12 protein-coding genes are annotated in these 12,652 nt (G+C 54.1%); 9 read left to right on the forward strand and 3 right to left on the reverse strand.

The window, feature by feature from the left end:
• Window positions 1–10 precede the first annotated feature (10 nt).
• The 8 genes from clpX to ACOQH0_RS05105 all read left to right on the forward strand — a co-directional run bounded on the left by clpX (window position 11) and on the right by ACOQH0_RS05105 (window position 8,133).
• Entirely contained in the window at window positions 11–1,285 is a 1,275-nt protein-coding gene (gene clpX / locus ACOQH0_RS05070) for an ATP-dependent protease ATP-binding subunit ClpX (RefSeq protein WP_010428107.1), read from the forward strand.
• Window positions 1,286–1,468: 183 nt separating this feature from the next.
• Window positions 1,469–3,823 carry an endopeptidase La gene (lon, locus tag ACOQH0_RS05075; protein ID WP_089599338.1) on the forward strand — a complete coding sequence of 785 codons (2,355 nt, stop codon included), beginning with the start codon at window positions 1,469–1,471 and terminating at the stop codon, window positions 3,821–3,823.
• A gap of 211 nt (window positions 3,824–4,034) precedes the next feature.
• Complete coding sequence (gene hupB, locus ACOQH0_RS05080; RefSeq protein ID WP_010428111.1) at window positions 4,035–4,307, forward strand: nucleoid-associated protein HU-beta; 273 nt, start codon at window positions 4,035–4,037, stop codon at window positions 4,305–4,307.
• Window positions 4,308–4,519: 212 nt separating this feature from the next.
• Window positions 4,520–6,391 carry a peptidylprolyl isomerase gene (gene ppiD, locus ACOQH0_RS05085; RefSeq protein WP_172701363.1) on the forward strand — a complete coding sequence of 624 codons (1,872 nt, stop codon included), beginning with the start codon at window positions 4,520–4,522 and terminating at the stop codon, window positions 6,389–6,391.
• Window positions 6,392–6,539: 148 nt separating this feature from the next.
• Window positions 6,540–6,920 (forward strand): helix-hairpin-helix domain-containing protein, encoded by a 381-nt coding sequence (locus tag ACOQH0_RS05090; RefSeq protein ID WP_089599336.1) that lies wholly within the window; start codon window positions 6,540–6,542, stop codon window positions 6,918–6,920.
• A gap of 99 nt (window positions 6,921–7,019) precedes the next feature.
• Window positions 7,020–7,418 (forward strand): YbgC/FadM family acyl-CoA thioesterase, encoded by a 399-nt coding sequence (locus ACOQH0_RS05095; RefSeq protein ID WP_025756175.1) that lies wholly within the window; start codon window positions 7,020–7,022, stop codon window positions 7,416–7,418.
• Between the two features lie 48 nt (window positions 7,419–7,466).
• Entirely contained in the window at window positions 7,467–7,832 is a 366-nt protein-coding gene (locus tag ACOQH0_RS05100) for a type II toxin-antitoxin system RelE/ParE family toxin (RefSeq protein WP_100167117.1), read from the forward strand.
• Window positions 7,804–8,133: an addiction module antidote protein gene (locus ACOQH0_RS05105; protein ID WP_063144765.1), complete on the forward strand. Its 330-nt coding sequence runs from the start codon at window positions 7,804–7,806 to the stop codon at window positions 8,131–8,133. The genes ACOQH0_RS05100 and ACOQH0_RS05105 overlap by 29 nt, the downstream gene beginning before the upstream one ends.
• 2 nt (window positions 8,134–8,135) lie before the next feature.
• Here ACOQH0_RS05105 and queC read toward each other — a convergent pair whose 3' ends face one another.
• Window positions 8,136–8,831 (reverse strand): 7-cyano-7-deazaguanine synthase QueC, encoded by a 696-nt coding sequence (gene queC, locus ACOQH0_RS05110; RefSeq protein WP_089599334.1) that lies wholly within the window; start codon window positions 8,829–8,831, stop codon window positions 8,136–8,138.
• Between the two features lie 66 nt (window positions 8,832–8,897).
• Entirely contained in the window at window positions 8,898–10,598 is a 1,701-nt protein-coding gene (locus ACOQH0_RS05115) for an SgrR family transcriptional regulator (RefSeq protein WP_421511669.1), read from the reverse strand.
• A 102-nt stretch (window positions 10,599–10,700) separates the two neighbouring features.
• Between ACOQH0_RS05115 and cof the strand changes: the two genes are divergently transcribed.
• Window positions 10,701–11,519 carry an HMP-PP phosphatase gene (cof, locus tag ACOQH0_RS05120; RefSeq protein ID WP_010428126.1) on the forward strand — a complete coding sequence of 273 codons (819 nt, stop codon included), beginning with the start codon at window positions 10,701–10,703 and terminating at the stop codon, window positions 11,517–11,519.
• A gap of 40 nt (window positions 11,520–11,559) precedes the next feature.
• Here the strand turns inward: cof and ACOQH0_RS05125 are convergent, their stop codons facing one another.
• A complete protein-coding gene (locus ACOQH0_RS05125) occupies window positions 11,560–12,606 on the reverse strand; it encodes a PLP-dependent cysteine synthase family protein (protein ID WP_421511670.1) in 1,047 nt (348 codons plus the stop codon).
• Window positions 12,607–12,652 lie beyond the last annotated feature (46 nt).

Here is a 12,652-nt window from a genome sequence, read left to right on the forward strand (position 1 = left end):
GTTTGGACTCATGACAGATAAACGCAAAGATGGTTCGGGCAAACTGCTGTACTGCTCTTTTTGCGGCAAAAGCCAGCATGAAGTGCGTAAACTGATTGCCGGGCCGTCCGTGTATATCTGCGATGAATGTGTCGACTTATGTAACGACATCATTCGCGAAGAGATTAAAGAAGTTGCGCCACACCGTGAGCGTAGCGCGTTGCCAACGCCGCATGAAATTCGTCATCACCTTGACGACTACGTCATCGGGCAGGAGCAGGCCAAGAAAGTGCTGGCAGTGGCGGTATACAACCACTACAAACGTCTGCGTAACGGCGATACCAGTAACGGTGTGGAACTGGGCAAAAGTAACATTCTGCTGATTGGCCCAACCGGCTCCGGTAAAACGCTGCTGGCCGAAACGCTGGCGCGTCTGCTGGATGTTCCGTTTACCATGGCCGATGCCACCACCCTGACCGAAGCCGGTTATGTGGGTGAAGACGTTGAAAACATCATCCAGAAACTGCTGCAGAAGTGCGACTACGACGTACAGAAAGCGCAGCGCGGGATTGTCTACATCGATGAGATTGACAAGATCTCCCGTAAGTCTGACAACCCGTCCATCACCCGTGACGTATCGGGCGAAGGCGTGCAGCAGGCGCTGTTGAAATTGATCGAAGGTACGGTTGCCGCCGTTCCACCGCAGGGCGGTCGTAAACATCCGCAGCAGGAGTTCCTGCAGGTTGATACCTCCAAAATCCTGTTTATCTGCGGCGGTGCGTTTGCAGGCCTTGATAAAGTGATCTCTCACCGTGTTGAAACCGGCTCCGGCATTGGTTTTGGCGCGACGGTGAAATCCACCTCCGAAAAACCAAACGAAGGTGAGCTGCTGTCACAGGTTGAGCCGGAAGATCTGATCAAATTTGGTCTGATCCCTGAGTTCATTGGTCGTCTGCCGGTTGTGGCAACGCTGAATGAACTGAGCGAAGACGCGCTGATCCAGATCCTGAAAGAGCCGAAAAACGCGCTGACCAAGCAGTATCAGGCGCTGTTCAATCTGGAAGGCGTTGAGCTGGAATTCCGTGACGAAGCGCTGGACGCGATCGCCAAGAAAGCAATGGTCCGTAAAACCGGCGCGCGTGGCCTGCGTTCTATCGTTGAAGCAGCACTGCTCGACACCATGTACGATCTGCCGTCCATGGAAGATGTCGAAAAAGTGGTTATCGACGAGTCCGTTATCGGCGGGCAGACCAAGCCGCTGCTGATTTACGGCAAACCGGAAGCTCAGCAGGCATCTGGCGAATAATTCACCAAATCATACAAGCAGTTATTCAAAAAGGGGGGATTTTATCTCCCCTTTACTTTTTCCGTATTCATGGCGTTGAATGTGTGGGAAACATCCCCATATACTGGTTACATGTTAATGGTTGTGTGAAGCACAGTGACATAACCAGTTTACCTGGCGGACACTAAACTAAGAGAGAGCTCTATGAATCCTGAGCGTTCTGAACGCATTGAAATCCCCGTATTGCCGTTGCGCGATGTGGTGGTTTATCCGCACATGGTCATACCCTTATTTGTAGGGCGGGAAAAATCTATCCGTTGCCTCGAAGCCGCCATGGATCATGATAAAAAAATCATGCTGGTGGCGCAGAAAGAAGCATCAACGGATGAGCCGGGTGTAAACGATCTTTTCACCGTCGGGACCGTGGCCTCTATTTTGCAGATGCTGAAGCTGCCTGACGGCACCGTGAAGGTGCTGGTAGAAGGCCTGCAGCGTGCGCGTATTACCACTTTGTCAGACGATGGCGAACATTTCTCTGCCAAGGCAGAGTACCTTGATTCGCCTGAGCTTGATGAGCGCGAGCAGGAAGTGCTGGTGCGCACCGCGATAAGCCAGTTTGAAGGCTATATCAAGCTGAACAAGAAAATCCCACCAGAAGTGCTAACGTCGCTGAACAGCATCGACGATCCTGCGCGTCTGGCGGATACCATCGCTGCACACATGCCGCTGAAGCTGGCTGACAAACAGTCCGTGCTGGAAATGTCCGACGTTAATGAACGTCTGGAATACCTGATGGCGATGATGGAATCTGAAATCGATCTGCTGCAGGTTGAGAAGCGTATTCGCAACCGCGTGAAAAAGCAGATGGAAAAATCTCAGCGTGAGTACTATCTGAATGAGCAAATGAAGGCCATTCAGAAAGAGCTGGGCGAGATGGACGACGCGCCGGACGAAAACGAAGCGCTGAAGCGTAAGATCGACGCGGCGAAGATGCCGAAAGAGGCGAAAGAGAAAGCGGAAGCCGAGCTGCAGAAGCTGAAAATGATGTCTCCAATGTCGGCTGAAGCGACCGTCGTGCGCGGCTACATTGAGTGGATGGTGCAGGTTCCGTGGAACGCCCGCAGCAAGGTCAAAAAAGATCTGCGTCAGGCGCAGGAGATCCTGGATACCGACCACTACGGCCTGGAGCGCGTGAAAGACCGCATTCTTGAGTACCTCGCGGTACAAAGCCGTGTGAACAAAATCAAAGGCCCAATCCTGTGTCTGGTAGGGCCGCCAGGGGTAGGTAAAACCTCTCTGGGTCAGTCCATCGCCAAAGCGACCGGACGTAAGTATATCCGCATGGCGCTGGGTGGCGTACGCGATGAAGCGGAAATCCGCGGTCACCGCCGTACCTACATCGGTTCAATGCCGGGTAAACTGATCCAGAAGATGGCGAAAGTGGGCGTTAAAAACCCGCTGTTCCTGCTCGATGAGATCGACAAAATGTCGTCAGACATGCGTGGCGATCCGGCGTCTGCGCTGCTGGAAGTGCTTGATCCAGAACAGAACGTGGCGTTCAGCGATCACTACCTGGAAGTGGACTACGATTTGAGCGATGTGATGTTCGTGGCGACGTCCAACTCCATGAACATTCCGGCCCCGCTGCTGGACCGTATGGAAGTGATCCGTCTCTCCGGCTATACCGAAGACGAGAAGCTGAACATTGCGAAACAGCACCTGTTGCCGAAGCAGATTGAGCGTAACGCGCTGAAAGCGAACGAGCTGACCGTTGAGGACAGCGCGATTGTTGGCATCATCCGCTACTACACCCGTGAAGCGGGCGTGCGTAGCCTTGAGCGTGAAATTTCTAAACTGTGCCGTAAGGCGGTGAAACAGCTGCTGCTGGATAAGAGCCTGAAACACATCGTGATTAACGGCGACAATCTGCACGCCTACCTGGGCGTACAGCGCTTTGATTACGGTCGCGCAGACAACGAAAACCGCGTTGGTCAGGTGACCGGTCTGGCATGGACGGAAGTGGGTGGTGATCTGCTGACCATCGAAACCGCCTGCGTACCGGGCAAAGGCAAGCTGACCTACACTGGCTCGCTGGGTGAAGTGATGCAGGAGTCCATTCAGGCGGCATTGACCGTGGTGCGCGCGCGCGCGGAAAAACTGGGCATCAACGCGGATTTCTACGAAAAACGCGACATTCACGTTCACGTTCCGGAAGGGGCGACGCCGAAAGATGGCCCAAGTGCGGGTATTGCTATGTGTACCGCACTGGTTTCCTGTCTGACAGGCAACCCGGTGCGTGCCGACGTGGCGATGACCGGTGAAATTACCCTACGTGGTCAGGTACTGCCAATCGGTGGACTGAAAGAAAAACTGCTGGCGGCACATCGTGGTGGGATCAAAACCGTATTGATTCCTTACGAAAATAAACGCGATCTGGAAGAGATTCCGGACAACGTGATTGCCGATCTGCAGATCCATCCGGTGAAACGCATTGAGGAAGTTCTTAGTCTCGCACTGCAGAATGAACCCTCCGGAATGCAGGTTGTAACCGCAAAATAGTGACCTCGCGCAAAGAGCGTCAATAAAAACAAGGCTGGTAAGTCATTTCGCACTTGCCAGCCTTTTTTTGTATAGCTAATTTAGATTGCTGATTGGGTTAGCCATCAACAACGGGTGTTGTAAGGTCATGGCAGGCCTGATATAACTGCTGCGCGGTCGCGCTGTGAAGGATTCAGGTGCGATATAAATTATAAAAGAGAGGAAGAGAACAGTGAATAAATCTCAACTGATTGACAAAATTGCTGCTGGTGCTGATATTTCTAAAGCTGCAGCTGGGCGTGCGTTAGATGCATTAATTGCTTCTGTTACTGAATCTCTGCAGTCTGGGGACGACGTTGCGCTGGTAGGCTTCGGTACTTTTGCTGTTAAAGAGCGTGCTGCCCGTACTGGCCGCAACCCTCAAACCGGTAAAGAGATCACCATTGCTGCCGCTAAAGTGCCGGGTTTCCGTGCAGGTAAAGCGCTGAAAGACGCAGTAAACTGATTGCTTTCCCGCTTCAGGGAAGCCGAAAAGTACAAGGGCGCATCATTTGATGTGCCTTTTTTGTTTGTCCAGACCTGATTTGTGCGAGTTTATGCGAGTTGTGGGCTGACAATCGCACCGTTTTCTTGTCACAATACGCCTTTACGCGCGACGGTAAGGATTTTCCGTCAGCGTCAGGTAACCAGTCACCTACAGCGGAGTGTTGTTACACCATGATGGACAGCTTACGCACGGCTGCTAACAGTCTCGTGCTCAAGATTATTTTCGGTATCATTATCGTGTCGTTCATTTTGACCGGCGTGAGCAGTTACCTTATCGGCGGTGGCGCGAACTATGCCGCAAAAGTGAACGGCCAGGAGATCAGCCGTGGGCAGTTCGAGAACGCTTTCGCCGGTGAACGTAACCGTATGCAGCAACAGCTGGGCGATCAATTCTCTGAACTGGCAGCGAACGAAGGCTATATGAAAACCTTGCGTCAGCAGACGCTTAATCGCCTTATCGATGAAGCGTTGCTGGACCAGTATGCGAAGGGACTGGGTCTGGGCATTAGCGATGAGCAGGTCAAAAAAGCCATCTTCTCAACCCCGGCGTTCCAGTCTAACGGCAAATTCGACAACGCCCGTTACAACAGCATCGTAAACCAGATGGGCATGACTGCCGATCAGTACGCGCAGGCGCTGCGTAACCAGCTGACCACTCAGCAACTCATCAATGCCGTTGTAGGCACCGATTTCATGCTCAAAGGTGAAACTGACGAACTGGCTGCGCTGGTGGCTCAGCAGCGTGTCGTGCGTGAAGCGACAATTGATGTGAATGCACTGGCGGCAAAGCAGCAGGTGAGCGACGCAGAAGTTAACGCTTACTACGAGCAGAACAAGAACACTTTCGTTGCGCCTGAGCAGTTCCGCGTGAGCTACATCAAACTGGATGCGGCTGCGCTGCAGGAAACCGCGTCTGACGCGGAAATCCAGTCTTACTACGACCAGCATCAGGATCAGTTCACTCAGCCGCAGCGTAACCGCTACAGCGTGATTCAGACTAAGACCGAGGCAGATGCCAAAGCCGTGCTGGACGAGCTGAACAAAGGCGCTGATTTCGCGACCGTCGCGAAAGCAAAATCCACCGACATTATCTCTGCGAAAAACGGCGGTGATATGGGCTGGCTGGAAGATGCGACCACGCCGGACGAGCTGAAAAATGCCGGTCTGAAAGAGAAAGGCCAGCTGTCAGGCGTCGTTAAGTCTTCCGTTGGTTTCCTGGTCGTGCGTCTGGACGACATCACCGCGGCAAAAACCAAGCCGCTGGCTGACGTTCGCGATGATATCGCGGCGAAAGTGAAACAGGAAAAAGCGCTGGATGCTTATTACGCACTGCAGCAGAAAGTGAGCGATGCGGCGAGCAACGACAATGAATCTCTGGCGGGTGCAGAGCAGGCGGCGGGTGTCAAAGCGGTTGAAACAGGCTGGTTTGGACGCGACAACCTGCCGGAAGAGCTGAACTTCAAGCCGGTTTCTGACGCCATCTTCAACGGTGGTCTGGTGGGCGAGAACGGCACGCCGGGCAGCAACTCTGACATCATTACCGTTGACGGTGACCGTGCATTCGTTCTGCGTGTCAGTGAGCACAAAGCGGAAGCTGTTAAGCCGCTGGCGGAAGTGAAAGATCAGGTTGTTGCGCAGGTTAAGCACAACAAAGCTGAGCAGCAGGCAAAACTGGATGCTGAGAAGATCCTGGTTGACCTGAAAGCAGGTAAAGAGGACGCGCTGAAAGCCGCTGGCCTGAGCTTCGGTGAGGCAAAAACGCTGAGCCGTACCGGTCAGGACCCAATCAGCCAGGCCGCGTTTGGTCTGACGCTGCCAGCGAAGGATAAACCAAGCTTTGGCACCACAACCGATATGCAGGGTAACGTCGTTCTGCTGGCGCTGGATGAAGTGAAAGCGGGCACGCTGCCAGAAGCACAGAAGAAAGCGATGGTTCAGGGGATTACCCAGAACAATGCCCAGATTGCCTTCGAAGCCATGATGAGCAACCTGCGTAAAGAAGCAAAAATCAAGCTGGGTGATGTGATGACTCAGCAGCAGTAATTACGAGTCTGCTCGCAGATTTTCGTAACGCTCTGCAAAAACTAAAGGCCGCTTTCGCGGCCTTTTCCATTTCTGCAATCTGCTGTTTGTGCCCGTTTTACCCGGCGGCTATCGTGGCGTGGCTGTCAACAAACAAGGAGATAACAGCATGAAACGTGGAATCAAAGCACTGTTAATTACGCTGGCTATTGCCACCACCGGGATGAGTGCGGGTGCGCTGGCGGTAACGCCCGCCGCTAAACCACAGGCTACGCAGAGCAAGTCTGACGCGGCAGCGCCGGTGCAGGGGCAAACCAAAGCGACTGACGTCGGTAAAAATACCGATGATGACGGTACGCGGGTCAGCATCAATTCGGCCTCTGCGGAAGATCTCGCCCGCATCATGAATGGCGTCGGCCTGAAAAAAGCGCAGGCTATCGTCAGCTACCGCGAAGAATATGGTCCTTTCAAAACGGTCGACGATCTCAAACAGGTACCGGGAATGGGGAGCGCACTGGTTGAGCGCAACCTCTCACACCTGACGTTGTAATTACGCAATTTCTTGCACTGCGGCCAAATTTTGCCAGGATAAAGAGGTCATACCAGTTATGACCTCTCATCCTACAATAACAGTAAAGGCTATTGCGCTATGCAGACAAAAATCAAAGTACGCGGTTTCCATCTCGACGTTTACCAGCACGTGAACAACGCCCGCTATCTTGAGTTTCTTGAAGAGGCGCGCTGGGACGGGCTGGAAAACAGCGAAAGCTTTCAGTGGCTGACCGCGCACAACATCGCGTTCGTGGTCGTCAATATCAACATCAACTACCGCCGTCCGGCTGTGCTGGGGGATGTGCTGACCGTCACCAGTCAGGTTCAGCAGCTAAACGGTAAAAGCGGGGTGTTGAGCCAGGTGGTGACGCTGGATCCTGAAGGGCAGGTAGTGGCTGATGCGCTGATCACCTTTGTCTGTATCGATCTGAAAACGCAGAAAGCGCTGCCGCTGGAAGGGGAGTTGCGAGAAAAGCTGGAGCTGATGATCGCGTAGAAAGTTTGTCTTTTATAAAAGACAAAAGGAATTTTCAGGGATAGAATAATGGACAGGGACTACGTTGTTGAACGTTACCGGACCCGTGACGGAAAAGTGCCGTTTGAGGAGTGGGTCGCGAAGATGAAGCGAAAGGATCCGGAGTTAGCGTTTCGGATCCTTCTGCGAATTGACCGTGCTGAGAAAGGGAATTTCGGCGATTACCGATATCTCAGAGAGGGGATCTGGGAACTGAAAATTGATTGTGGTCCCGGCTATCGAATCTATTTTGCGGTACAACATCGGAAGATCCTGTTGTTGCTGATCGGCGGTGACAAAAAGAGTCAAAAGACTGATGTGAAACTGGCAATAGATTACTGGAAAGAACACCAAAAGGATAAACCGGATGAGCAAGAGCCAACGAAAATTTTCTAGTTCCGTCAGTCACGATGAAGCCGTCGTAAAAATGCTTCGTGAAAACCCTTCCTACGCTCAGCTATATCTGCAGGTTGCATTGGATGAGATTTATGAAGACCAGGGGATCCCAGCATACTTAATCGCGTTAAGACGTGTTATCGAATCCCGCGGCGGCATAGGTGAAATCGCTGCCAAAGCAGGTCTGTCCCGTCAGCAGCTATACCGAACCCTGTCAGACAACGGCAACCCAACGCTGACAACGCTGATGAAGGTTACCCGTGCTGCCGGTGTGAAACTGTTCGACAGCACGGTCAAGTAGGCCTATTTAAGCCCGGTTTTTTTCTGCATCGCGGTCATCACGCCGACTTTATCGGCAAGATAATGGTTCAGCCCATTCGCACGCAGATTACAGGCCGCGCACTGGCCACAACCGTCGCCTTTGATGCCGTTATAGCAGGTGAGCGTCTCGCTGCGAACCAGGTCCAGCTTGCCCCAGTAGTCGGCTAGCGCCCAGGTTTCGGCCTTATCCAGCCACATCAGCGGAGTTTCAAAGCGCGTCTCTTTTGCCATGCCAAGATTGACGGCGTGGTTGAGCGCTTTCACGAACTCATCACGACAGTCCGGGTAGCCGGAGAAATCGGTCTCGCACACGCCCGTGATCACCGCTTCGGCTTGCACCTGATAGGCGTAGATTGCGGTCAGCGTCAGGAACAGAATATTGCGGCCCGGCACAAAGGTATTCGGAATACCGCTGGCATCGGGTTCGTAGTCAGGTACCGGGATACTGTCCCGGGTGAGGCTACTGACGGCCAGTTCGTTTAACAGCGTAACGTCCAGCACCTTATGCGCGCGTGCGCCCAGTTTCAAAGCCAGTTCACGGGCCACGTCGATTTCAGCGCGGTGGCGCTGACCATAATCGAACGTCACGCAGTGAACTTCATCGTACTGATGAAGAGCCTGAACCAGGCAGGTAGTGGAATCTTGTCCTCCGCTGAACACGACGACGGCACGTTTCATAAATCATCTCGACAGTTACGGTAAAAACAGTATGTTAACGCCTGACTTCAGCGCCGACCAGCTTCTTCACGATTTGGGGGCAGGAAGCCAGGCTTCGGTGAAATCAAACCAGCCACGGGTATTAAGCCGGATACCGTTAACGCCCGGTGGGGCGCTGATTTGATACTGGTAGTTAAATAGCGGTGTAATCACCGCATTTTCCATAAGCTGGCTAAAAATGGCTTTCAGGCCAGCATGCCGCGCAAGTTCGTCGGCCTGGGTCTGAACCGCATCCAGCGTGGCTTGTAGATGAGCAAACTGCGGCGCGCTTAACAGGTGCGGCCAAAGCGCATCACAGCGTAGCCACTGCTCAAGCGTATACTCTGGCGCTTCCCCAATCAGCCTGTCACCCATCATGATATCCGCCTCTGCCAGTCGCTGGCATCCGTCCCATGTTTTGGCATCGTGAAAAATGACCCTAAGCTCACAGCCTTGTTGGGCAAGGTACTGTTTCAGCTGGTTTGCCATGGTGTGGAGTTCAACCGGCAGATGATAAATCAGCGTCAATGTTTCAGGCAGACGAACATCCGTTAAATCAGGCCACTGCGGTATATCCCAGCCGGGCAGGAGTTCTTCCGTTGGCGTGATTAAACCCTCATTCAACGGCAGCGTGTGCAGCAGCGTTGAGAGATGGATGATATTGATCAGCCGTTGTGCCTGCATTTTGTTCAGGCGTGGGCTGTGCTTCAGCGTGAGATAACAAAACCCCAGGCTGGTACTGCTGCTCACCAGCCGCAGGTTTTCCAGTTCATCAAGCTCGCCAATGGCGATTTGTACCGGATGACGACAGCTGGTGCCAAGCCCGTAGTCAAACAGCGTCGGCGTGATCCAGTATTCAATCGCTTTCAGTAGCGGGTGGCTAAGATGGTACTGCTCGTGGCTTTCCAGACGAACCAATTCAGGATCGAACACGCTCAGTTTGAAAGGACCGCTGCCCGTCATGGGCTGGTCGGGATGGGCGAGGCGACTGCAGTATGTCGCCAGGCGGTGCGCAAGCCAGTGATCCGGCTGATGGAGGGTAAATGTCAGACACTGCGGGTGGGTGACGTCAATGCGTAATACGCTCTGAAACAGCTTACGCAGGGCTGGCTGCGCCAGCAGCGCCGTCAGGCTTCGCTGAAGCTGTGCCGTCTCGATTTTATCGCCGTTATGCCAGTGCAGGGTGGAACGGATGTAAAAGTGCCACCGCAGGCCGTCCGCCGAGACCTCCCAGTGGTGCGCCAGATCCCCCGTCGGTTCGCTGCCGCTGCCGTGAAAGCGCGTCAGCCCGGAGAAAACGTGCCCGGCCAGATGTTGCTCCGCCCGACCGGGCAAAAATCCGGGATGAAGGGGATCCAGCGAGCGGTAGTAGGGGATACGCAGCGTCGGCGTATCGTTTTGCCAGTGGCCGCCCAGAAATGGATGCAGCAGCGCACGTAAATCCTCAGGCGCAAGCTGTGCCAGTTCGAGGGCGTTATGTTGCTGCCCGCTTTTCAGCGCCTCTTCCATCATCACATTGCGCAGCGATTCCGGGGTGACGTGAAACGTCAGCTCACCCCGCTTTCCGCGACCAGACTGCGCTCGCCAGCTGAGCCACCCTGCCTCCTGAGCCTGACGCAGCAGCGTTCGGACATGCCGCTCGCTACAAAAACAGCGGGCGGCCAACTCGCTGATAGTGACCTGTTGCGTTGCACCCTCGGAAGGTTGCCACAGTCGCTGATACTGATTAAGACGATTAAGCTGGCGCATAAGAAACCCGGAACAATAATTATCATCTATTCACTATTACTTCCGTATATCTCACACGATACTGATACACAAGTTAATCGCATCACATTTTCAGGAGTAATCATGGCCCGGCTCGCTGCATTTGATATGGACGGCACGCTGTTAATGCCGGATCACCGTCTGGGGGAGAAAACCCTGAGTACCCTGAAGCGCTTGCGCGAGCGTGATGTCACCCTGACGTTTGCCACCGGTCGTCATGTGCTGGAAATGCGCCATTTGCTGGGCGCGTTTTCCCTCGACGCCTTTCTGATCACCGGCAACGGGACGCGAATTCACTCTGTGGAAGGCGATGTGCTGCACCGACAGGATCTCAACCCTGAAGTGGCGGATATCGTGTTGCACAGCACCTGGGATACGCAGGCCAGCATCCACGTCTTTAACGATGGGGGCTGGTTTACCGGCAGCGAAATCCCGGAATTATTGCACGCGCATGTTTACAGCGGCTTTAAATATCAGCTGATCGATCTGCGACGGATCCCCGCCCATGCGGTCACCAAGATCTGCTTTTGCGGCGATCATGACGATCTCTGTCGCTTACGGATTCAGCTGAATGAGGCGCTGGGCGACCGGGCACACCTGACCTTCTCGGCGGTGGATTGTCTGGAAGTGCTGCCGGTGGGCTGTAACAAAGGTTCAGCCCTGGCGGTTCTGAGCGACCACCTGGGCTTAACGATGCAGGATTGTATGGCGTTTGGCGACGCCATGAACGACCGTGAGATGCTGGGCAGCGTCGGTCGCGGTCTGATTATGGGGAACGCAATGGCGCAGCTAAAAGCGGAACTTCCCCATCTGCCGGTTATCGGACACTGCGGCAATGAAGCGGTGTCTCATTTTTTGACGCATTGGCTGGACAACAACAACCTCCCGTATTCCCCCGAATAGTGAGACCCTTCCAGCAAGCCAGACTTCGGTCTGGCTTTTTTTATTTCACCAGCTCTGCAATCTGCGCTTTCCACGGGGCGATATCGCCGATGTTGGTCTGCACCCACTCCGCGTTGTAGTAGGTCTCGAGATAACGCTCGCCGCTGTCGCAGAGCAGCGTGACGATGGAGCCGGTGCGGCCCTCTTCGCGCATGCGTGCGGCAAGCTGCAGTGCGCCCCACATGTTAGTGCCCGTTGAGGCGCCCACTTTGCGGCCAAGCTGCGTCTCCAGCCAGTGCGCCGTTGCCACGCTTGCGGCATCCGGCACGCGCATCATCTCATCCACGACGTCGGGAATGAAAGAGGGCTCCACGCGCGGGCGACCAATCCCTTCAATTTTACTGCCTACCGGGCTACGCAGTTCCGCGTTACGGTTTTGCCAGTAGTCGAGGAACACGGAGTTCTGGGGGTCAACCACCATCAGCTGGGTATCGTAGCCCTGACTCCGGATGTAGCGGCCGATAGTGGCAGACGTGCCGCCCGTACCGGCGCTCATTACAATGTACGACGGAACCGGGTGCGGCTCGTGGGTCATCTGGCGGAAAATACTGTCGGCAATGTTGTTATTGCCGCGCCAGTCGGTGGCTCGCTCGGCGAAGGTGAACTGGTCCATATAGTGGCCGTTCAGCTCGCGCGCCAGCATTTCAGAGGCGGCGTAGATTTCGCAGGCGCTTTCCACAAAGTGGCAGCGTCCGCCGTAAAATTCGATCTGTTCGATTTTGCGTTTTGCAGTGCAGGACGGCATGACGGCGATAAACGGCAGGCCCAGCAGTCTGGCGAAATAGGCTTCGGACACTGCTGTGGAACCGGACGAGGATTCAATAATCGTCGTGCCTTCTTTAATCCAGCCGTTACATAAACCGTATAAGAACAGGGAACGTGCCAGACGATGCTTCAGGCTACCGGTAGGATGAGTGCTTTCGTCTTTCAGATAGAGCTGAATTCCGTTAAATCCCGGCAGGGAAAGGCGAATCAGGTGCGTATCCGCCGAGCGCTGATAGTCGGCATTGATTTCGCTGATCGCATGTTTAACCCAGGTGCTATTCATCGTAGTTATCCGTTTGTCATTTTGTGCCTAGCATAGCGAAAAGCAC

Origin of the sequence: Enterobacter sp. JS8-1, assembly GCF_049187015.1 — a bacterium.
Classification (GTDB): Bacteria; Pseudomonadota; Gammaproteobacteria; order Enterobacterales; family Enterobacteriaceae; genus Enterobacter; species Enterobacter mori.

Excerpts from the sequence above, each read along its gene's own strand:
- lon (WP_089599338.1), top strand. The coding sequence starts at position 1,469 with ATGAATCCTGAGCGTTCTGAACGCATTGAAATCCCCGTATTGCCGTTG.
- ACOQH0_RS05115 (WP_421511669.1), bottom strand. The coding sequence starts at position 10,598 with ATGCGCCAGCTTAATCGTCTTAATCAGTATCAGCGACTGTGGCAACCT.
- queC (WP_089599334.1), bottom strand. The coding sequence starts at position 8,831 with ATGAAACGTGCCGTCGTCGTGTTCAGCGGAGGACAAGATTCCACTACC.
- cof (WP_010428126.1), top strand. The coding sequence starts at position 10,701 with ATGGCCCGGCTCGCTGCATTTGATATGGACGGCACGCTGTTAATGCCG.
- ACOQH0_RS05100 (WP_100167117.1), top strand. The coding sequence starts at position 7,467 with ATGGACAGGGACTACGTTGTTGAACGTTACCGGACCCGTGACGGAAAA.
- ppiD (WP_172701363.1), top strand. The coding sequence starts at position 4,520 with ATGATGGACAGCTTACGCACGGCTGCTAACAGTCTCGTGCTCAAGATT.
- ACOQH0_RS05125 (WP_421511670.1), bottom strand. The coding sequence starts at position 12,606 with ATGAATAGCACCTGGGTTAAACATGCGATCAGCGAAATCAATGCCGAC.
- clpX (WP_010428107.1), top strand. The coding sequence starts at position 11 with ATGACAGATAAACGCAAAGATGGTTCGGGCAAACTGCTGTACTGCTCT.
- ACOQH0_RS05105 (WP_063144765.1), top strand. The coding sequence starts at position 7,804 with ATGAGCAAGAGCCAACGAAAATTTTCTAGTTCCGTCAGTCACGATGAA.
- ACOQH0_RS05095 (WP_025756175.1), top strand. The coding sequence starts at position 7,020 with ATGCAGACAAAAATCAAAGTACGCGGTTTCCATCTCGACGTTTACCAG.
- ACOQH0_RS05090 (WP_089599336.1), top strand. The coding sequence starts at position 6,540 with ATGAAACGTGGAATCAAAGCACTGTTAATTACGCTGGCTATTGCCACC.